Annotated in this window: 18 protein-coding genes and 2 pseudogenes; 10 read left to right on the plus strand and 10 right to left on the minus strand. The window is 35.4% G+C overall.

Going from position 1 to position 21,081, the window contains the following annotated elements:
- Positions 1-52: 52 nt before the first annotated feature.
- From D5R40_RS34790 to D5R40_RS07375, 4 genes and pseudogenes are all read right to left on the minus strand, one after another.
- Entirely contained in the window at positions 53-322 is a 270-nt protein-coding gene (locus tag D5R40_RS34790) for a hypothetical protein (RefSeq protein WP_124144930.1), read from the minus strand.
- A gap of 322 nt (positions 323-644) precedes the next feature.
- A complete protein-coding gene (locus D5R40_RS07365; protein ID WP_124144931.1) occupies positions 645-1,328 on the minus strand; it encodes an FkbM family methyltransferase in 684 nt (227 codons plus the stop codon).
- A gap of 15 nt (positions 1,329-1,343) precedes the next feature.
- Positions 1,344-1,472, minus strand: a pseudogene (locus tag D5R40_RS42470) (tetratricopeptide repeat protein); the annotation flags it as partial.
- Positions 1,473-1,478: 6 nt separating this feature from the next.
- Complete coding sequence (locus tag D5R40_RS07375) at positions 1,479-2,357, minus strand: tetratricopeptide repeat protein (protein WP_124144932.1); 879 nt, start codon at positions 2,355-2,357, stop codon at positions 1,479-1,481.
- Between the two features lie 635 nt (positions 2,358-2,992).
- Here D5R40_RS07375 and ftsH3 point away from each other — a divergent pair.
- The 4 genes from ftsH3 (at position 2,993) to D5R40_RS07395 (ending at position 7,826) form a co-directional block, all read left to right on the plus strand.
- Positions 2,993-4,834: an ATP-dependent zinc metalloprotease FtsH3 gene (gene ftsH3 / locus D5R40_RS07380; RefSeq protein ID WP_124144933.1), complete on the plus strand. Its 1,842-nt coding sequence runs from the start codon at positions 2,993-2,995 to the stop codon at positions 4,832-4,834.
- A gap of 135 nt (positions 4,835-4,969) precedes the next feature.
- A complete protein-coding gene (locus D5R40_RS07385; protein WP_205127361.1) occupies positions 4,970-5,305 on the plus strand; it encodes an IS200/IS605 family accessory protein TnpB-related protein in 336 nt (111 codons plus the stop codon).
- A gap of 1,567 nt (positions 5,306-6,872) precedes the next feature.
- Complete coding sequence (locus D5R40_RS07390; RefSeq protein ID WP_338043178.1) at positions 6,873-7,472, plus strand: hypothetical protein; 600 nt, start codon at positions 6,873-6,875, stop codon at positions 7,470-7,472.
- Positions 7,473-7,643: 171 nt separating this feature from the next.
- Positions 7,644-7,826, plus strand: coding sequence for a hypothetical protein (locus tag D5R40_RS07395; protein WP_124154435.1), 183 nt, complete (start codon positions 7,644-7,646; stop codon positions 7,824-7,826).
- 909 nt (positions 7,827-8,735) lie between these two features.
- On the opposite strand, the gene D5R40_RS07400 is transcribed toward D5R40_RS07395, so the two are convergent.
- Complete coding sequence (locus D5R40_RS07400; protein WP_124154436.1) at positions 8,736-10,487, minus strand: hypothetical protein; 1,752 nt, start codon at positions 10,485-10,487, stop codon at positions 8,736-8,738.
- A gap of 1,351 nt (positions 10,488-11,838) precedes the next feature.
- Between D5R40_RS07400 and dndE the strand changes: the two genes are divergently transcribed.
- Entirely contained in the window at positions 11,839-12,231 is a 393-nt protein-coding gene (gene dndE, locus D5R40_RS07405; protein ID WP_124144936.1) for a DNA sulfur modification protein DndE, read from the plus strand.
- A 222-nt stretch (positions 12,232-12,453) separates the two neighbouring features.
- Positions 12,454-12,882 (plus strand): late competence development ComFB family protein, encoded by a 429-nt coding sequence (locus D5R40_RS07410; RefSeq protein WP_124144937.1) that lies wholly within the window; start codon positions 12,454-12,456, stop codon positions 12,880-12,882.
- A gap of 357 nt (positions 12,883-13,239) precedes the next feature.
- Here the strand turns inward: D5R40_RS07410 and thiD are convergent, their stop codons facing one another.
- From thiD to D5R40_RS07435, 5 genes are all read right to left on the minus strand, one after another.
- Positions 13,240-14,052: a bifunctional hydroxymethylpyrimidine kinase/phosphomethylpyrimidine kinase gene (thiD, locus tag D5R40_RS07415; protein ID WP_124144938.1), complete on the minus strand. Its 813-nt coding sequence runs from the start codon at positions 14,050-14,052 to the stop codon at positions 13,240-13,242.
- A gap of 289 nt (positions 14,053-14,341) precedes the next feature.
- Complete coding sequence (gene ftsZ / locus D5R40_RS07420) at positions 14,342-15,613, minus strand: cell division protein FtsZ (RefSeq protein WP_124144939.1); 1,272 nt, start codon at positions 15,611-15,613, stop codon at positions 14,342-14,344.
- A gap of 733 nt (positions 15,614-16,346) precedes the next feature.
- On the minus strand, positions 16,347-16,517 hold the full coding sequence (locus D5R40_RS07425; RefSeq protein ID WP_124144940.1) for a transposase: 171 nt from the start codon (positions 16,515-16,517) through the stop codon (positions 16,347-16,349).
- Positions 16,518-16,992: 475 nt separating this feature from the next.
- Positions 16,993-17,277, minus strand: coding sequence for a helix-turn-helix domain-containing protein (locus D5R40_RS07430; protein WP_124154438.1), 285 nt, complete (start codon positions 17,275-17,277; stop codon positions 16,993-16,995).
- Between the two features lie 331 nt (positions 17,278-17,608).
- The gene (locus D5R40_RS07435) at positions 17,609-18,445 is read right to left on the minus strand and encodes a cell division protein FtsQ/DivIB (RefSeq protein ID WP_124144941.1); all 837 of its coding nucleotides are present in this window, start codon (positions 18,443-18,445) and stop codon (positions 17,609-17,611) included.
- 201 nt (positions 18,446-18,646) lie between these two features.
- On the opposite strand from D5R40_RS07435, the gene D5R40_RS37515 reads away from it, so the two are divergent.
- The 4 genes and pseudogenes from D5R40_RS37515 (at position 18,647) to D5R40_RS07450 (ending at position 21,049) form a co-directional block, all read left to right on the plus strand.
- Positions 18,647-18,931: a transposase gene (locus D5R40_RS37515; protein WP_205127362.1), complete on the plus strand. Its 285-nt coding sequence runs from the start codon at positions 18,647-18,649 to the stop codon at positions 18,929-18,931.
- A gap of 324 nt (positions 18,932-19,255) precedes the next feature.
- Positions 19,256-19,447: a hypothetical protein gene (locus tag D5R40_RS39260; protein ID WP_240038949.1), complete on the plus strand. Its 192-nt coding sequence runs from the start codon at positions 19,256-19,258 to the stop codon at positions 19,445-19,447.
- Between the two features lie 592 nt (positions 19,448-20,039).
- Positions 20,040-20,660, plus strand: a pseudogene (locus D5R40_RS07445) (ATP-binding protein); the annotation flags it as partial.
- An 8-nt stretch (positions 20,661-20,668) separates the two neighbouring features.
- Positions 20,669-21,049 (plus strand): WD40 repeat domain-containing protein, encoded by a 381-nt coding sequence (locus D5R40_RS07450; protein WP_124144942.1) that lies wholly within the window; start codon positions 20,669-20,671, stop codon positions 21,047-21,049.
- Positions 21,050-21,081 lie beyond the last annotated feature (32 nt).

Consider the following 21,081-nt stretch of genomic DNA (forward strand, 5'->3'; position numbering starts at 1 on the left):
GGAGAAAGTCATTTCAGTTATCAGTTATCAGTACCTCTGTAATCAGGAGGCTTTAAATACGAAATTCTCTTTTTTTTTCCTTAAAAGAGGAGGCTTTAGACCAAGATTTTTCGGTAATAAAGTTGATAGCTGATACCTGAGTGCTGAATCCTGAGAAACTTTTAATTCTGGAAAATATTTCCATGATTTTTTCTCCTTTCAAAGTAATAAAAGCTGATAGCTGACTGCTGAGTGCTAAATGCTTACTAAAGTAATAAAAGTTGATAGCTGATACCTGAGTGCTGAATCCTGAGAAACTTTTAATTCTGGAAAATATTTCCATGATTTTTTTCTCCTTTCAAAGTAATAAAAACTGATAGCTGAATGCTGAGTGCTAAATGCTTATCAGGTAAGAAAGCTGATAGCTGAGTGCTGAGTACTGAATGCTGAGAAACTTTTAATTCTGGGAAATATCTCAATTACTTTTTCCTCCTTTAAAGGTAATAAAGCTGAATCCTCACCGCTGAATGCTTAACCAATGGATAATTGATAATTATTTTGCTTGGGAATCTTTGTACAAAAAGTGAAAACTTTTATATTTTTATTATCTAAAAGAAATAGTTGATCTAGAAGGTTTAAAAATTAAATTCATTATCCATTATCCATTATCCATTATCCATTAATGAAGTCGCTTTATATAAAATATCTTGATGAGACCTTTCCGGTAAAGTCTGATTTATAGAATTAGATAATACTGTAACAGGTTCATATAATGGTCTTAAAAAAGAATCAATTGCTTTTCTATCTCCATAACGTACTTCTATCAACATAAACTTTGGTTGGTATTTATCAAAATCAATACCTTGCAACACATCTAATTCAAAACCTTCAACATCCAACGAAAACAAATCTATATTTTCAACTCCATACTTATCAAGAATTGCAGTTAGTGTCCTTACTCGTACATTAATTTCATAACTATGATTAATATTTTGAACTTGACAACCCGCTTTTAAATGAACCTTTTTTTCTTCCTCTGACTTCATAGCTCCATCAACAAAAGACATAAGATTACAATAGTACATTTTTATATAATCCTGACCATAATTAAAAGGAACCAAAGCATAATTTTCTACCGCTGACTTAGAGCGATTAATTCTACATTTTTCTGCTAACTCTGGTATTGCTTCTATCAAAACACCTTGCCAATTTTTGTACTTCTCAAAATATAAAGTATTACTTTGACTTATCCCATCATTCGCCCCAGCTTCAATAAAAAATCCATTTTCCCAAGTTAAGTAAGAAGCAAGTTTAAGATCTAGCTGATTCAAAGCATAAGATTTTCTCATTAAATCTGGTTTTATTTCTAATGCCTTTTGCTGATAAATCTTAGCCTCAAATAATCTACCTTGTTGCTGTAAAATATCACCAATACTCCAATATATACCTGCCGATTTTGGTTCAAGTGTAATAACTTCTTGATAGTAAGCGATCGCCTGTTATAGCTGACCTTTTTGGGAATAAATTTTGCCTAGTTTTGCATAAACTATTGCCAAGTTTGGTTGTAATTTTATTGCTTTGTTATAAGAACGAATAGATTTTTCAATTTGACCTTTAGAATAATAAAAATCCCCTAATCCCTGATAAGCTTCAGCAGCATAAGGTTGATTTTTAATAGCTTCGTAATAAGCCAAAATCTGATGATTTTGACTGTCTAGATTTTTATTTTTTCTTTTAGCTCTTGCTTCACCTTGACCCAAAGAAATACCCAAGCAAGACTGCTTTTGACTAGGTAATTTTAAATCCGATAAAAAATCATCACTTTGAAAAAAAATAGAAGTACAGCTTTTATATCTTTGACTAGGTACTAAACCATAAAAATCAATACGTTTAAATCCTTGATGATGAAGCAAAATTACTCCCCTATCATTTTCCTCTCTATCCGAATTATCAAATACTATCCAGCCATTTTTAGATAATTTTTCACCACATATTTCAGCACATTTAACTCGCTCAATTCCATCAATAATAATCACATCAAAATCACCATTCTCATAATTCTGAATTTCCTCAACATATCTTTGCCTATCTTCCCTCAAAACTAGCTTCACATTTTGAGGAATATAAGTTGAAACATTGACAAAATAATCAGGATTATGTTCTACAGAAACCACCTGCTTAACTCGGTCAGCGTACCAAAAAGTTGACTGTCCGCTCCCATATTCAAATACTCGAAAATCACTCTTTAACTTATCCTCAATAAATTCAATAGCAGGATAAGAATACCAAGGAAGAGGATGATAATTATAATCTATAGATTTTCCTTCTTTTAATGAATTGAGCCATCCTGAAGTTTCTAGATAGTTCAAATTAGTCATATTATTTGAGCATTAGTATTTGATATGATGATAATCGGACATTGCATAATTGCGGTAAGCATTTTCTACGGAATGCTACGCATTCAGCCGTCAGCTATCAGCTATCGCTTTTAATTTAAGATAAAAGCTTTATTAACATTAAACTTGACAAAATAGACAAGTTATGTGTAAGTGTTCCAGAGGCTTTTTCCTCAATCATCTAGAGTTCTCATATTGAAAAGTACATTCTTTTAAGAACTTAAGTTAAGTAATATTGCCAAAAATCTATACTCTTTCCCCCTTTTCCCCTGCTCCCCACAAGCTTTCCTTCCTTATAACCCACATTCCGCACTTCAATTTGTAACATGAAAATTAGTATAAAATCCGTAGCTTGCTTAGGTATTTATACTATAGAAGCCACCTTCATTTATCAGGAGTCAAATTATCAGTTAAATATAAAGCATAAATACTTATTGAATCATTGACTTCTATTGACCACCATAATTTACTTCTTATTTCTTACTTTTGACTTTTGATTTTTGACTTTTGACTTTAATCTACTGTGATATTATATTAGAAATCAGTTAACATAAGTTAATATACCTGGATCAAAAAATAGTCCCAATAGTATAAAAAGATAAGAAGGAGCAACCCCAGTGAATAATAAAAGGTGGAGAAATGCTGGCCTATATGCCCTATTAGCAATAGTAGTCATCGCCTTAGCAACAGCATTCTTCGATCAACAACCCCAAACCAGCGAAACCTGGAAATATAGTCAATTTATTCAGCAGGTAGAAACCAAAAACGTAGACAGAGTAAGCATCAGCGCCGACCGTACAGCAGCACGAGTCAAAGTCGCCGACGGTAGTATAGTCCGCGTTAACCTACCCAACGACCCAGACCTAATAAACATCCTCACCAAAAACAACGTAGACATTTCCGTACTCCCCCAAAGCGAAGAAGGTTTCTGGGTTAGAGCATTAAGTAGTTTATTCTTCCCCGTCCTATTATTAGTGGGACTATTTTTCCTACTACGTCGTGCCCAAAGTGGACCTGGTAGCCAAGCTATGAACTTTGGTAAATCCAAAGCAAGAGTCCAAATGGAACCCCAAACCCAAGTCACATTCGGCGATGTAGCAGGTATCGAACAAGCCAAACTAGAACTAACAGAAGTAGTAGACTTCCTCAAAAATGCTGATCGCTTCACAGCAGTAGGCGCAAAAATTCCCAAAGGAGTATTATTAGTAGGTCCTCCAGGAACAGGTAAAACCCTATTAGCAAAAGCTGTAGCTGGAGAAGCAGGAGTACCATTCTTCTCCATCTCCGGTTCTGAATTTGTAGAAATGTTTGTAGGTGTAGGTGCTTCCCGCGTCCGCGACCTATTTGAACAGGCAAAATCTAACGCTCCCTGTATCGTATTTATAGATGAAATTGATGCGGTGGGTCGTCAACGGGGTGCTGGTTTAGGTGGTGGTAATGATGAAAGAGAACAAACTCTCAACCAACTACTCACCGAAATGGATGGCTTTGAAGGTAATACAGGTATCATTATTATTGCGGCTACCAACCGTCCGGATGTTCTAGATGCTGCCCTACTCCGACCAGGTCGTTTTGACCGTCAAGTAGTAGTAGACCGTCCTGACTATGCAGGTCGTCTCGAAATTCTCAATGTTCATGCTCGTGGTAAGAGTCTCTCTAAAGATGTAGACCTAGAAAAAATTGCTCGTCGAACTCCTGGATTTACTGGAGCAGATTTGTCTAATCTATTAAATGAAGGAGCTATTCTGGCAGCTCGTCGTAACTTAACTGAAATCTCTATGGATGAAGTTAATGATGCTATTGACCGGGTATTAGCAGGTCCAGAAAAGAAAGACCGAGTAATGAGCGAGAAGCGCAAGGAGTTAGTAGCATATCACGAAGCTGGTCATGCTTTGGTCGGAGCGTTGATGCCTGATTATGACCCAGTACAGAAAATTAGTATTATTCCTCGCGGTCGTGCTGGTGGTTTGACTTGGTTTACTCCTAGCGAAGACCGGATGGACTCTGGTTTGTATTCTCGTGCTTATCTACAAAATCAGATGGCTGTAGCTTTGGGTGGTCGTCTGGCTGAGGAGATTATTTTTGGTGATGAAGAGGTGACTACTGGTGCTTCTAACGATTTACAGCAGGTTGCTAATGTGGCAAGGCAAATGGTGACTCGCTTTGGCATGAGCGATCGCCTTGGTCCAGTTGCTCTTGGTCGCCAGAATGGTAATATGTTCTTAGGTAGGGATATTATGGCGGAGCGTGATTTTTCTGAGGAAACTGCTGCTGCTATTGATGATGAGGTGCGCAATTTGGTAGAACAAGCTTATCGTCGGGCGAAGGAAGTATTAGTAAGTAACCGTCATATTTTGGATAAGTTAGCCGAGATGTTGGTTGATAAGGAGACTGTAGACTCTGATGAGTTACAGGAGTTGTTGGCAACTAATGATGTGAAGATGGCGGCTTTGATTTAGGGTTATAGCAGAAGGTAGAAGGTAGAAGGTAGAAGGCAGAAGGAAAAATTTGGCGTTAAATTATTAATATATGGCTACTTTGGATGATTCTAGGGTAGTCTATATTTTTCTTTTGTTGGCGTTGCTGTTGAAGGTATGAATTATGTAATCTCCGTAAATAATATTGGTACTGTAGTCATAGGCCAAAATAATAACTGGAAACAAGGTGCAAACATCGGTAAAAAAAACAATCAAAACTTTACCCAAATACCACACTCTAAGCTAATTCAACAGATAACTTATAAATGTCAACTGGTTGGTATCAAAGTTGTTGAAACGGAAGAAAGTTACACCAGTAAAACATCTGCTATCGATCTAGAAAAACCAATATGCCATGAAAACTATGTAGGCAAGCGAGTCAAACGTGGTTTATTCAGAAGTGCAACAGGTAAAGTAATTAATGCCGACGTTAATGGTAGTCTTCAGATATAAGATAAGAAATTCCCAGGGGCATTTACTGCCGAGGGAATAGTGAGCTGTGCCGTACAGCCAATATTGGTTAATCCAATATCAAGATAAAAGCTCAGATCGATTTTCTACAGCTTTTTTCGTACGGTTGAGGTAATCACAGCTAACATCATTAGGTAATTTGTCTTAAGTTCAATCAATACCATTACGGTTGCAGGACTGCCGATATTGAGTGTCTGGAATTTACGTGTTAATTATCTACTATTTGTCAATAGCTAGAATTACTTAAGCATTTATACTTGTTCAAAATTTGTTTTTTTGAAGTTATCTGACTCTGCTGAAAATTACCAGATTTGAGATGCAATTAACGTAAATACAAGGTTGTAGCTCTCTTGAAAAGGTCTTTTTTTAGATTTAAATATAACATTGGCATTATATCTTAATGTACAGAGTATGATACAAATCGCTGAAATAACGCAAGTTCGTGAAATATTTTGTAATAATTAGCGAAAAATGAGGGGTTTTTGATTAATATAAATAATATTAAAAATAAATTTAATTAGTATAAATTATACAAAAGGGTCGCAATTTAGTTTTGTTTTTGAAATTAATTTTGCGCTCCCTTGAAGAAAGTAGAATAGAAGGTAATGATAATTTTCTGATTACTTTGTCATACTCTAATTAGTTGGAGCGATCGCTACAGCAGAAGAATTCAAATTGTCAGAAATCAGAAGTGTGTTTGTGCAGCATTCGGACCGAAAGGCAGAAAGGAAAATTGCTTATGGATAGTCAATGACCGATCACCTTAATATCTTAATAACCCCAAACAATTTTCAGCACCCCCTTTGACTGTGGGTGATTAAACCCGTAAAAGAAAAGATAATTTATGCAAATTATACAGTCATTCAATAATAGTAAATTAACTATTATCCAGATCCTCAAAAAGTGCATCTAAATCTTGATATCCACTCACCACTTTCTAATTCTTTCTTCTCCTAAATTTAGCAGGCTTAAATGGAGTTGCTTGCCTATACGCATGACTTTTTATTCAATTAATTTTCCTTACTCAAAGGCGATGAACTATTCAGGATTTTTTTCCCAGAAGCAATACCACCAAGATTTTCATTCTCTGAAGCTCCGAAAAAAATCGCGACTCAAAGGAATTTCCGGTTGCATCCTCACAAAAATTCTGATATCATCAAATTTGAATGGAGTTGCTTGCCTATACGCATGACTTTTTATTCAACCAAATTTCCTTGCTTAGAGGCGGTGAACTATTTAGGAATTTTTTCCCAGAAGCAATACCACCAAGATTTTCATTCTCTGAAGCTACCTGAAGAATACTGATTTTTCCCTCATCAAATCTTTCCATCTATGACGATTGAGTGGAAAATCACCAATTTTTTTTTCATTCTCGGAAGCTCCTCAGAAAAAATCGCGACATCCCGTTAGCAGAGATTATCCGTTAGGATAAACCCAACATTAGTAAGGTTTTGTTGGGTTGAACGGCAGTGAAACCCAACCTACTGAACTCTGACTTTTGACTTTTGACTTGTCCTATATGAGCAATCTTTCTTACAGTAAATTCACATTGGAAATAGCCAAGACAAATTTTGAATTAACCTTAGAAGAAAATCAAGATTTATTCGCCCAAATTAAACCAGTTAAACCTTCTGAAATTCTCACAACTATCTTACGAGAATATATTCCATTAGCAACTGCTATTAATACAGAAAAAGCTCGTTCAGAACTATTAATTTCTCAAATTTTAGCTGATGTGAGACGGCAATTAAATTATCGAATCAGTCTTTTTTCAGGAACAGAATTTAATGTAGAAGCAGAATTAGGATTACAAGGATATTGTGATTTTTTGCTCAGTTTTTCCCCTGAACAATATTTTATTACTGCTCCAGTTATTACCATCGTTGAAGCTAAAAATGAAAATATTATTCGTGGGTTAGGACAATGTGTTGCTAGTATGGTAGGAGCGCAGTTTTTTAATCAGCGAGCTGATAATCCAGTTAAGGTTATTTATGGTGCAGTTACAACCGGAACAAATTGGAAGTTTTTAACACTTGAAGAAAAAATTGTCCGTATTGATGTAGGGGAATATTACGTCAAAGAAATTGATAAAATTTTAGGAATTATTTTGGAACCGTTTCGAGAATATTTAGAGCAACAACATTCTTGAATGTTTCATTGCTAGATTTTCTTAAATCTATCCCTACATCTATACAACCTAAATCCTTAAATAAATATAAATTATTTCAGTAATGAAAGCCTGGTGTAATTAGGATATTTAATCAAAAATTTTTAATTCTTATCACATTTACATTTAACCACAGTAAAGGAAGGGCTAGAAATGAAAATCATACAAAGTCGCATAGCAAAGGTTTTGCTTGCAAGTATTATCGCTCTCTTAACAATTTTTACATCTGTTGTTAGTCCTCAAGGAACCTCTGGTATTCTATTTGCTCAGAAACCTAATGGAGAATTATCATACGCTAATACGCTCCCTAGTAGTGGACTGTTTCATCTAAAGTAGAGAATATTTAGTAGGGTGCGTTTTCGACGTAATAGCCAACATGAAACACTGCGTGACATGAAAATGAAATGTAACGCACCACCTGTGTCAAATATTTCTATTCCAAATATTTTGGTTAGTGCGTTACGCTTTGGTTAGGAAATTTTACTATCCATCACCTCTGACTGGGTGCTTCATAAAATGAATTTACTATTGCTTTATACGCAATAGAAAGAAAATTTCACTACCCATCACCTCTGTCTGGGTGCTTCATAAAATGAATTTACTATTGCTTTATACGCAATAGAAAGAAAATTTCACTACCCATCACCTCTGTCTGGGTGCTTCATAAAATGAATTTACTATTGCTTTATACGCAATAGAAAGAAAATTTCACTACCCATCACCTCTGTCTGGGTGCTTCATAAAATGAATTTACTATTGCTTTATACGCAATAGAAAGAAAATTTCACTACCCATCACCTCTGTCTGGGTGCTTCATAAAATGAATTAACCATTGCTCTATACGCAATAGAAGGAAAATTCTACTACCCATCACCTCTGTCTGGGTGATTCATAAAATGATTTTACTATTGCTTTATACGCAATAGAAGGAAAATTTCACTACCCATCACCTCTGCCGGAGTGCTTCATAAAATGATTTTACTATTGCTTTATACGCAATAGAAGGAAAATTTCACTATCCATCACCTCTGGTTGAGTGCTTCAGAAAATGAATTTATTATTGCTCTATACGCAATAGAAAGAAAATTTCACTATCCATCACCTCTGCCGGGGTGCTTCAGAAAATGAATTTCCATTGTGGCAAGAGAAAGTTGTACCTTAAAAATTTGCCATTGCATAATTTTAGATAAAACAGTTCACTACTAGACTCTTGGGTTTGGAGACCAAACCCCTACTCCCTACTCCCTACTCCCTACTCCCTACTCCCTTCCCCAAAATACAATTAGCATCCAAAACAAATAAACTATCATTCCGAAAAACAGTGCAAATAGGTATAGTCGTTGCCAAAGCAGAAATATATCCTAACTGCAAAAAAGTAACCGCATCCTGTGCAGATTCATATTGCATTAACCAACTATTATCCTCAACATATTCTGGCGTAAAACTACCACGATGTAGCATCCAAAAATCAACTCCATACTTTTGAATAAAATTTTTCACATCCATTAAATCTGAACTATATTGAGCCAAAATTAAATCTATAGTTCGTTGGCGAAACTGACTATAATAACCAACCTGATAAGGAATAGCATATTCCCTACCCAACAAAATAGAACGTTGAGCAAATGTAGGTAACAAATTTGCCTCCTCCTCCAAAGAAGCAATCAGAATATCTTCAGGTTGTTCTTGAAAAAATTCATATAAATCTGTAGCTCTACCCACTTTATATTTCACCAGAGGAAAACCTTTAACAAAAGCAGGATATAACACCAGAGATGCCATAATTAAACTTGTTAAAATTAAGGAAATAATACCCTGAATTTTTACAGGAGATTTTTGTGTATTTTCTGCCCAATTAAACAAAGCATCAATAATTAAAGTTAAAGCGATCGCCGTTGCCAAAGCAATAATTATGCGGAAACTTAATCCTGTATATCTACTCGGAAGATGTAACCGAAAAAGTAAGGCATGAGCAATGAAAAACATTGCCAAAGATGACAGTAATAGATGTACTAACAACCAAATTCTATTAGTAATATTTCTGATTAAAGGAAAAGCAGATTTAAAAGCCAATAAAAACGGCAATACTAACCCCGCACATTGAGTAGCTGGAGTAAATAAAGACTTGGGAAACATTCCACTACGTTTGCCAGTTAACCAAAAATCTTTTGGATGAACGTGAAAAAAAGTACTCCTCCCATTTGGATAAAATTCTCTTAATTCCATTGCTGCTTCTCGACTAATAGCAGGTCCGAATTCTGAAGAACTTAAAGCGTAGGGTAATAAAACAAAAAATGCCGTGCTTAAACCAACTCCACAAAATAGAAAAGTCCGTTTTTCTGATGATAACTGAAACCTCCCATTTTTCCAGTAAATTAGTTGGAAAATTAGAATGCCAGAAGCGATAAATACATATTGAGGATAAAATAATCCGACCAGAGCAATCGCTATTCCCATTCTGACCAATGAACCTTGGAGTAAATAATATAAAAAAGCCAGAAAAAATGGATAAACAAATGCTCTAGGTGTAGCAGAAGCAACATCATCTTTCATCCAAATAGCTTGATTCATTACCAAAGCAGCAATAAATCCTGCCATTGGTACTGGTAATATCTCTAAACAGATTTGAAAAATATAGTAAGTACAAATTAAACCCAAAATAAAAGGGATAATTTTGGCAAAGATAAACGGGTTAATTCCTATAATTGCTGCACTTTTATAAAGTAAAGTATATCCTGCTGGAGCTACTGACTGAAAATAATTAGCAATTAAATCATTGGGGAATAAATCTGGATAAAAAAAACGCTGCATCCAAAAAATATGTTGTCTAGCATCATCTTGAATACTCAGACTACTAGCAAAAGCTTTTTTAAGTGTCATAAAAGCATAAATTGTAGCAAAAGTCATGCTAAGGCTAAACCAAAATATCACCCCTTTACAAGATTTTTCATCTACGATAGGGGTAGTTAAAAATTTATGTATATTTGTCATTAACATATAATCAAGAATTGATTGAATAGGCAGATTTTAACAGATATTTAAAATAATTTTTTATACTATTGGGACTTAAACATTTTATGATCAAAAAATGGCTGATAGTCAGTCTAGATAAGGGAATTACGTCAATGCCATAAAAATTCCTAGAACCCTTGTTCATTAATGGATAATTGATAATTACCTTTGGTTAAAACCGAGAGGATTGAATATCAGGAAATATTATTTTTTCTCTTGTTCGATTGGATATGGCGAGGAGACCCGTTCTTGCAGACTCGCTCCGCTGTTAGCGTTTGCGGTAGCATTCCGGAATGGAAAGCTTTGCGGTAGCAAACGCCATCCCACCCTACGGGAAGCTCCGCTAACGACCACTTTTTTTTCCTTTAAAATGGGAAGCTTTAAACCAGAATTATTTAATTATTAATTATTAATTATTAATTATTAATTATTCGGTAATTAAGGATTTATGCCTTTTTGACATCAAAGCCTCTTTCTGTATATGCTTGAGACTATTTTACAACTCGATTTTGTATAATTACCACTATAAAAATTATCATACTGGTAAGTTACAGTATTCTGGTTTTCAGAGAACATTATCCCGGAAATATTAGCTGAAATAAAAATACAAAAACCATACTTTAAACAGGTTAAAATGCTATATTAATACCGCATCAATTGCTTTATAAAGCTTTAAAAAAAACAGGGTTATCTGATTTTAATTGGTAAATTAAAATGGTTGAATCTATTCAAAAAAGATTGACATATTGAAATATATTATAAATTTTATTATGATTAATTTAAGATTTTTAAAAGCAAAAAAACTGTATAATTTCAATTTAAAAATAGAACTAAAAATGCAATCAATTTATTTTTTTGCAGTTCTAAATATGTAATAATATTAGTCGCTAAATTCCTTGAATTATTAGTGGTACTTACACATTTTATGGTCAAAAAATGCCTATTTGCGTAGCATTCCGCAGGAAGAATCTGTCTGCATAAGGGAATTACGTCAATGCCCTAAAAATGCCTGGAACCCTTGGTAGTCAAAGAATTATACCTTTTTGACGTGAAGCTCTCTATCTGTATATATTTGAGACTATTTTATCACTCTACGAGGGTGTAAGTCCCATGACGAAGATATACAAGAAAAATAATTACTTGTTTAGCACTATCTAATTTGTTGATGACAAAAATCTAGTAAAAAATATGTTGATTATAACTAACGATAACTCCATTAAGTTATATGTAATTTTCTACACCATACTGTATGGCCAACGCCAGGTCTATCATCAAAATTTATTGTGATATCATCAGACTCATAACATTTACTTAATAAGCAACTTTAAGACCTTTAATGGAACCACCAATTGAAAGAATACGACTTTCTCAAACAGCTAAAGATCAGTTAACTAAGCTGAAACGTAATACCAAAATAGACCAATGGAATATTCTTTGTCGTTGGGCATTTTGTTGCTCTTTAGCAGAATCAAGCATTCCCTCTCTAGTACCAACCCCTGCTGATAGTAATTTAGAATTAACATGGAGAATTTTCGGTGGAGAATTTTCTGACATCTTTTTATTAGCTCTAAAGCAACGTTGTTATAATGATCGAATAGCCATAGAAAGAGAAACTTTGGCCACTCAGTTTCGTCTACACTTGCATCGAGGTATTGGATATTTAGCTGGTAACCCAAATATCAAAAGGATAGAAGACTTAATTGCAACTGTGATTCCTTCTCTCGACTAAATTTTAACTCTAAACATTTAATGTTTAGGTATCTCTTGTTATGTAGAGTAAATATAATTTATGTAACTAAATTGTTACATCAAATTGTAAATAAATAATAGAAGAAGTTGAGTCAATACAAGTAATAAACTAAGTTAATAGTATAGAAGCATTCTTATCCTAAAGTTGGAGGTACAACAGCTAGGTAGGTTAAATATTGGAACAATAAAAAGGAGATATGCAATGATTCATGCTAACTCTAAAAAGAAATATCTAAATGTCATGGAAGATATGGTAGCACAGGAAGTAAATCGCCAAATTACCTTATTACCTCAAAAGTTAGCGAAATATATTAAGCGAGTTGATGTAGAAACTTATGCGCTGAATCGTCTCCCACCCTTATATGCTTCTAGTCAGGAAGGCTGGAAGTTTCAAACAAAAAAAGCACAAGAAGATTATAGAAAGGAGATTGTGGTGGTCGTACGTCATGCTTTTGCAGCAGTACAAAGAGACTTGTTGAAAAGCTCAACTCCTCTATTTACAGAGGAAACCAAAAAAGTATCCTCCTTAGTAACAAAAGCAGGAGGATCTACGGCAGAAAATAAAGAAAGCAGTAAAAATTATAATTGGAAGCATAGTCAGTACTATCACTTAGGGAGTTCTAGAAGATAAGTAGGGTTTGCGTATGGAAAGTCTTTTGGTAGAGGTAGGAGTCAGGAAGACCTCCTCAGAAGTCAGGAGAAATGGGAATTATAGAGGGGGTCGTCGGAAAAATTGTCCCTTGATTTTTCTGCCATAATCGTCCTAAAATACTAGCTTTATGCAGCTCTTTCCACCGAAAAGCTTATACTTTTTTAGACAAAAAAATGCTACAACCTTATATCTGTCAATGCTTTGATTTTTAATCAGCAAGCCCTAAGTATATTGTGAAATGGCTATTACCAACTTAACCATTAGCCATTTAGCCAATTTTTTTCTTAAATTTTTCTCGCAAGATCGAGATAGATAGCTAAAACATTCTTACTTCTGCTATAATAAAGGGAAAAAATGTCCTACTGGCCCTTGACCAAGACCAATTTCTAAAGCATACTCCAAAGCATTTGTGACATAATCCTTCGCCAATTTAACTGCAGAAAATAAATCTTTCCCTTGAGCTAAATTAGCAGCGATAGCTGCCGAGAGAGTACAACCAGTGCCATGAGTATTATTAGTCTCCACCGTAGCAGTCCTTAAAATTTCAAACTGCGCTCCATCAAACCAAACATCTACTCCTAGTAACTCATTCTTCATGGCTCCCCCCTTGACTAAAACTGTTTTTGCTCCTAGCCTGTGAATTTCCTGAGCAGCCATCTGCATATCATCTAGGTTATTAATCTCTAAACCCGTAAAAATCTCTGCCTCATAAATGTTAGGAGTAACAATAGTCGCCTTAGGCAGCAAAACATTCTGTATAGCTTCCACAGCCAAATCATCAATCAACTGAACACCTGCACGGGAGACCATCACTGGGTCTATTACTAATTTATTTAAATTTAAAGCTTCTATCTCTTCAGCTACGGCCAAGATAATTTCCTGACTCAATAACATTCCGGTCTTAGTTGCTTGTACGCCTATATCCGTAACAACAACTTGAATTTGTGCTTTTACCGCTTCTGGGGACAAAGCGTCAACCCTATTTACTCCCAAAGTATTTTGAGCAGTAATACAAGTCAAAGCACTCGTACCATGAACACAATGAAAAGCAAAAGTACGCAGGTCTGCCTGAATACCCGCTCCACCACCACTATCAGATCCAGCAATAGTCAAAGCAACAGGAATACTTGATGCCTTTAAATTATTCATATTATCAAATTTAGTAGTCAGTAGTCAATAGTCTGTAGTTACTTTTAAATAAATAGAACTTATGCACAAATACTGCATAACATTTATAAACTATAGTTAAACCTATAGTGCCACACTATATAAACGTGTTAACCACTAAAGAATGCCTAAATTTACCTCTAACTAAACTACTATTAACTTAATCAACTTCTTTAAATTGCACTGCCGTGCAAGGCCAACAAATTTGATATAACAATTAATAGAATTGACCTGGATGTCAATATCAAGAAAATTCCCTTGCTTTAACCATCTATCTATTAGTAGGTGGAGTCCGTCGCCTTTGCAGAAAATCAGGAATATCCAATCCTGGTAATTTTTTCTGCTTCTCAGTGCTTTGAGTTGGAGTTGGAGTTGGAGTTGGTATCGACCTTCTTGGCTGTGCTATTTCCTGGGTAGGATTCATTTGTGCTTCTCCACTAAAACCAGTTGCTATGACAGTAATTTTGATTTCTCCCTGCAATTTCTCATCAATTACAGCCCCAAAAATAATATTGGCATTAGGATCGACAACTTCATAGATAGTCTCAGCAGCAGTATTAACTTCATGTAACGTTAAATCAGTTCCGCCAGTAATATTAAAGACCACCCCTCTAGCTCCTTCCACAGAAGATTCCAGTAAAGGAGAAGAAATGGCCATATTTGCTGCTTCTCTTGCCCTAGACTTCCCAGACCCCATACCAATTCCCATCAACGCCGAACCTGCATCTGCCATCACTGCTCGTACATCGGCAAAGTCAACGTTCACCAACCCAGGCACAGTAATAATATCTGAAATTCCCTGTATACCTTGACGTAATATATCATCTGCAATTCTAAAAGCTTCCTGTACGGGAGTTTGTTCATTAATTACAGATAGCAAACGATTATTGGGAATTACGATTAAAGTATCAACTCTACTTTGTAAAGCAGCAACTCCTTCATCAGCTTGAGTAATTCGACGTCTTCCCTCGAAAGTGAAGGGACGCGTCACAATACCCACTGTCAGAGATCCTGCTTCTTTAGCAATTTCAGCTATAACGGGTGCTGCACCAGTACCAGTGCCACCTCCCATTCCAGCAGTAATAAATACTAAATCGGGGTGGTCTAAAGCATTAGCTATTTCATCCCTAGATTCTTCAGCCGCTTTTTGGCCAATAGCCGGATTACCCCCTGCCCCCAAACCTCTTGTGAGTTTTTGTCCAAGTTGTAAGCGTTTAGGAGCATTGGACAGGGTTAGAGCTTGGGCATCTGTATTAACTGTCCAGAATTCTATACCAGAAACCTCACTAGCAATCATTCGGTTAACAGCATTGCCGCCACCCCCTCCAACACCTATTACTTTAATTTTTGCTGTATTACTTGGCACAATATCATCACTCCTAGATTCTTCCTTTGGGGTGGCTTTGGGGTCATAATTTTGTTCTCCATAAAGTCCCGAGCTATTGCGAAAGGGATTAGAGACATTTTTTGGTAATGGAAAATTTCCTTGTCCTTGGGATTGGGGACTTTCACTGTTGACCCCTTGTTGATTATTCACTATCATTTTTGGGGATGGTAGATATATAGTATTTTTGACTTTTAATTTAATTTATACCTTATTACCAGAATAGCTCTTAGCATAGGTTAATTAGTCATATTCTAAAGTATGGTGAAGTTATCTCTCGTTAAAATCGGAGATAATAACGGGAGCTTCTCAAACAAAGAAGTTTCTTGCTCCTGCTGGCGCAACGCTGCACGAACACAGGTTGATTAACGTCTTACGCCTCCACAAGCAGGCAAGATGATACCCACCTCGTTTAATGTTTTATTGCAATATGTTAATTGCAGCATTCTCATCTCTATCTAAAACTATTTTACATAATGGACTATCTAAAACTATTTTACATAATGGACAAGAATTAATTCTAACTGATCAAGTTAATGGTACTTTCTGACCACAATTACTACAATGAGTGAAAGGTATGATTCGGGTTGACTTTAATTACATGAACACCGCATTTTACCGCCACTGCATTCAATTTTTCAATCCATACCCCAAGCTACATCATCAATAGAGTTGTCGCTAAATAAAGGGAAAAAATAACTCTAACCTAGACAGAGCAATAATTCCAAGCATTTTTGCTATCCAATAGCTACAATCCTTACAGAACAAGGTTTTTGGGTGATTTTTAAGTTATAAAGCGACAAGTCTAATTGATTTTGAGAGTTTCGTGTTTCTTGCTATTCCTTTAATCTTGAAGTTTTCAACGGCAATTAAGTCATTTTCTTTAACTAATTTATGAGTAGTTTTGTCTGGCAATATCTTCTCTTTCTCTGGCAATATGTTGATGTAATCTAGCTATTCTATTCTGCGCCTTTTTCCAGTTATTTGACCCCATTTCTTTTCTAGATACAATTCTATGCTTTCTGGCTAAATTAGATTGAGATTTTCTATAAAAATTCGGCACAGAAATAGTCTCACCAATATTAGTAGTAAAAAATTATTTTCAGCCTAAATCAATACCTACAGCAGTCTTAATATTATCTGTAGGAATTAAACCCACCCCTTCAGTTCCCCTCCCTGGAGGGGTTAGGGGAGGGTGCTCTTCTCAGCTTAAACTTATATAATAACTATCAGCTTCTTGAGTGCGTCTTACATTCTGGGGAAACCCCACCAATTAGCACTCGCTTTTTTGGTTATAGTTGCAGTTTTAATCACAAACCCATCTGGTATAGGTCTATGAACTATCACAGGAATAGCACAAAACCTCGTAGTAATTATTTGCTTACCATCAAATTTAATTACTGATAAGCGGATGATTAACTCTACTGAAACAAAATGACCTTAACTTACCTGATTTTTTAAATCTTGGTCGTCCTCCATGTTTACCAGTTTTATCAGGTATTAACCAACGCTTCCAAGCTTGATCTAGTCTTTGCAAATTAATTTGCTGGACTTCGTATGGAGATTTCTTTGTAGTCAGGAAATAGCTTGTTTGTCTGTTTAAGTGCTGATTGCTGAAAATAATAATCTGGTCTACTGGGAATCTCAGCAATAGGACATGAAACTATTGAGCAACGGTCAGTTTGACATTTGGTTCTATGCAACCAGTCTAGTCTTTGACCTAGGGCGTAATTCCAATGCCTTCGTAAAAGTTTTAGCCAATAATCAATTTTGGCTGACTGTTCACAAGTGGGCTTAATTTTGTAGCAATGAGTAATTATCATAATTTTTATACTACTCTTTATTGCTATATTTGAACATCAATCGACACCTGTTTAATTTACCACAGGCAATTCCCTTCCCGTTAAATCGGAGATTATAACGGAGGACTTCTTGCCGAATCTTTTTGGATTATAACCCAACAAACTCAGAATATTTATTAGTTTTTCTCTATTGGGAACTTAGCTAATGATTGAACGTCTCTAATTTTTCTGTTTTTTTTTGGAGATTTCAATTTGCAACTTTAAAAATTGGAAGGACATATAATTAAATTTACTTTGGATTTTTTCTAAAACCAAAGGGAATATTTTAATATACTTTGAAATTATTGTCGATTTAATTCGACTGAATTTTAATTCCTCTAGATTTATTTGGTAATTGGATTAAAGGATATTCTGGATTTTTCAGATCGATATAGGCAATTCGGCGAGCATCAATTTTATTTGGTAATTCTCGCATTTGGTCTAGAACATTTAATTGTTCGCTAAATCGAGAACTGTACTGTCCTAGATGAACTATTCCCAGTTCAGTCGTTAGAATTAAGTTTCCTGGATCTTGCCAATTAATCTCGAACACTTTAACAGGGCTAAGACTTAGGCTTTGGTATAGCAGATGCCAATATTTACGATACTGTTCAGTAAAACCAATTACTTTTAGAGTAGGTAAAGATTGAGTTCTTTCTAGAGCAGAAAAACTTTCTAGGGGGATCCAATTCCCTTCGGCATCTAACCACCCCATTTTTTGTGAGTTACCAGCACCTACTTTACTCTTCAGTTGAGTAATTGCCACAGGACGTCTCTCTGTAATCTCAATCTTTAAACTGAGAGGAAATAACTGCCGACTAATTTTTGCCCGGGCAATTGGGCCGTGGGACTCTAAATTTTTAGCTAGTACCTGTGGTTTAATTTTCCAAAGAGACTGAGGATACTCTAAAGGAATTAGAGATAATATTGCTCGGTCTGAAAGTAATTGATTACCTTCTACACTTAACTGTTCCTGTTTAGTTATGAGCCAAATGGGCTGAGTAATTGCCCAGAGCAAAGTTCCTGCTAAACCACCAACTGCTAGTATTTGCCATATTATAACTACTAATCTTAATCGTCTTTGACGCAGCAATGTTTGTCGCCGACTTGACAAATCTGATCGAGAAACCGATGCAATACCATTAGCCATTATATTTATTTACTCACTAATTAGTTAATATTTTTAATGCTACCCTACACAATTATCATTTTGATTTAATCACTTATACAAATATTATTTTAGTTGTGAGATATTTGAGATTTTCAGCAAGCAGGTAAAAGTTAAATGGTCGCCGATGATTGATAATTTATAGAATCCCTAACCGTATCTTTTCCTAAAAAGATTATACTAATGAGCGATATAGCTGCCGCACTTGCTCCGCCAACGCCAACGCCGCATGAGAAAATGCGGTATTCAAGCAGTTTAACAGACTTTGAATGGGTTCTGATTGAACCATTATTACCAAAAAAGAAGAAAACTTATCCTACAAAATGGAGCAACAGAGAAATCTTAGATGGTATCTTATATCAATTAAAGAATGGTTGTAACTGGTGTGATCTACCCTGCATATTTACCACCCTATTCAACTGTATTTTGGCACTACAAGCAGTGGCGAGCATCAGGGGTTACCCTTGAAGATTAGAGATGTATTGCATCTGTGTTGTACGTCAACAGGTAAAAAAAAAGCCAGATGGACAACTTTAATCATCATTGATTCACTTATCTGTAAAAAATACCTGTAATGCTAGTATCAAGTCCAAGGGATTCTGTTTTTACAAGGCTACCAACGGAATTAAAAGACCGGAACGCAGTTGATAGTCTCGGTTTTCCTTTTTTTACTTATTGCACCAAAGCCAATGTATCTGACGATCAGGGATTAATAGAAATGTTGTCAGATAACATTGATTACTTTAAGTCCAAACCTGTTAACCCATACTAAAATTACTATCTTACTTGACAATGGATATCCCATACGAAAAAATAGCACAGGAGTTAAAGAAAATTTATCCAGCAATTATGACCAAGATTCGGTTTAAACTATCACCAAAACCTTCACAGGTGGAGAAAAAACAGCAAGGAAAAACAGGATTTGTTCCCGTCAAGGCCAGGTGTGTCATCGTGCATAACCAACTCTTGGATGGAAAGGTGTAAAAGCTTGACTAAAAATTTTGTTTGCGCAGCATTCCGCAGGAAAAGAACTCTGGAAAATGCCACAGCCAAGATTAATCTTTGTTTTATTCGACTGATGCTTAAGAGGTTGGCGATCGCGACTTAGTATAACCTTTCCCTCAAAAGATACGATCAGGGGTTCTATAGAGATTTATGTAGTTATAAATCATAACTTTTAAATATATACAAAATATTTCTACACCAGTAGATGTTTTTACTAATTAATCAAATTTTAGATAGAAAAAATATCTAATTGATTTTCTGTTCTGTTTATTTGTATACTCAATTTTCCCTAATATTATTACTATCTATTAAGGCTTAAGAGCTGATTTATTAACTGAGCTGTTAGCTCCGCATTCCGCAGGAAAACTCTTATGCTATCTAGGTCTCATAAATTTCCACTTTACTGGCCTACAATCGGTAAAACCTTTGTCCTGTAAGAAATTCAGCCTCTTAATATTTACTCTATAAATCAGCTCTAAGCACCTAGAGGCTGACGTACCTCTTGCCCATAGCCAAAAAATTCCAGAGAATGACATAGTTAAATAATATATAATGTCGCCTTTTTTTTGTTATGAGAAAAACTGTGTTAGAAACTCTTGACTTAATTAAATTTTACAAGTCCTGTAACCCTACCAAGACCCTCATAGTAGGACATCCTGAAGATGAAAATATTACATAGATTTTGCGAGTGTTTAGAGGTAGTGACATTATTCAAGAATTAGAAAGAACAATAACACTACTATCTGGAAATCAGCCAACTTGTCAACTATTTACAGGGCACATCGGTTGTGGCAAGTCCACTGAACTATTTAGACTGAAAGATAAACTAGAAAGAAAAGGATATCATATTGTTTACTTTGAATCCTCTGAAGACTTAGATATGGGGGATGTAGATATTAGTGATATTTTACTGGCGATCACTCGTCAAGTCAGTGAAAATATAGAGCAAGCCAACATCAAACTAAAACCAGGCTACTTCCAAAAACTATTTACGGAAATATCAGAAGTATTACAAACCCCGATCCAACTTTCAGCAGAGGCAGAAGTATCTGTTGGTATTGCCAAAATTACTGCTAAAATTAAAGATTATCCCAAACTACGTTCTCAATTAAGACAATATCTAGAACCACGAACCAGCACCATTCTAGAATCAATCAATCAAGAATTACTCGGACGAGCTAACATTGAACTGATAGTGTAATGAGTGTCAGTTTTAGTCTGAACAATCAAATTATTGCTTCTGGTAATAAAGATAAAACAGTCAAGTTGTGGAACCGCAAAGGCAAATTACTTAAAACTTTAGTTGGTCATAAAAAATGGGTCAATAGTGTTAGTTTCAGCCCCGATGGCAAAATGCTTGCTTCTGCCAGTGATCATGGTATAGTAAAACTATGGACTCAAGATGGTGATCTGCTAAAAACTATTCCTGCTCACGATAATTGGGTGTTGGGAGTAAGTTTTAGCTCAGATGATCAGGCGATCGCTACGGCAAGTTATGATAATACAGTTAAACTCTGGAGTATAAATGGTGAGTTATTGAAAACTTTTTTAAAAGGTTCTAGTGCAGGATGGCAGAAATAAGTGACCAGTAGGAGCAATGCCCTCTTCCTGAG

This window comes from Okeania hirsuta, assembly GCF_003838195.1.
In the GTDB taxonomy this organism is placed as follows: domain Bacteria; phylum Cyanobacteriota; class Cyanobacteriia; order Cyanobacteriales; family Microcoleaceae; genus Okeania; species Okeania hirsuta.

Bases quoted from the DNA above. Each gene is read 5' to 3' on its own strand.
- D5R40_RS34790 (WP_124144930.1), bottom strand. From the start codon at position 322: ATGGAAATATTTTCCAGAATTAAAAGTTTCTCAGGATTCAGCACTCAG.
- D5R40_RS07365 (WP_124144931.1), bottom strand. From the start codon at position 1,328: ATGAGAAAATCTTATGCTTTGAATCAGCTAGATCTTAAACTTGCTTCT.
- D5R40_RS07375 (WP_124144932.1), bottom strand. From the start codon at position 2,357: ATGACTAATTTGAACTATCTAGAAACTTCAGGATGGCTCAATTCATTA.
- D5R40_RS07385 (WP_205127361.1), top strand. From the start codon at position 4,970: ATGAATTATGTAATCTCCGTAAATAATATTGGTACTGTAGTCATAGGC.
- D5R40_RS07395 (WP_124154435.1), top strand. From the start codon at position 7,644: ATGAAAATCATACAAAGTCGCATAGCAAAGGTTTTGCTTGCAAGTATT.
- D5R40_RS07400 (WP_124154436.1), bottom strand. From the start codon at position 10,487: ATGTTAATGACAAATATACATAAATTTTTAACTACCCCTATCGTAGAT.
- dndE (WP_124144936.1), top strand. From the start codon at position 11,839: ATGGAACCACCAATTGAAAGAATACGACTTTCTCAAACAGCTAAAGAT.
- D5R40_RS07410 (WP_124144937.1), top strand. From the start codon at position 12,454: ATGATTCATGCTAACTCTAAAAAGAAATATCTAAATGTCATGGAAGAT.
- thiD (WP_124144938.1), bottom strand. From the start codon at position 14,052: ATGAATAATTTAAAGGCATCAAGTATTCCTGTTGCTTTGACTATTGCT.
- ftsZ (WP_124144939.1), bottom strand. From the start codon at position 15,613: ATGATAGTGAATAATCAACAAGGGGTCAACAGTGAAAGTCCCCAATCC.
- D5R40_RS07430 (WP_124154438.1), bottom strand. From the start codon at position 17,277: ATGATAATTACTCATTGCTACAAAATTAAGCCCACTTGTGAACAGTCA.
- D5R40_RS07435 (WP_124144941.1), bottom strand. From the start codon at position 18,445: ATGGCTAATGGTATTGCATCGGTTTCTCGATCAGATTTGTCAAGTCGG.
- D5R40_RS37515 (WP_205127362.1), top strand. From the start codon at position 18,647: ATGAGCGATATAGCTGCCGCACTTGCTCCGCCAACGCCAACGCCGCAT.
- D5R40_RS39260 (WP_240038949.1), top strand. From the start codon at position 19,256: ATGGATATCCCATACGAAAAAATAGCACAGGAGTTAAAGAAAATTTAT.
- D5R40_RS07450 (WP_124144942.1), top strand. From the start codon at position 20,669: ATGAGTGTCAGTTTTAGTCTGAACAATCAAATTATTGCTTCTGGTAAT.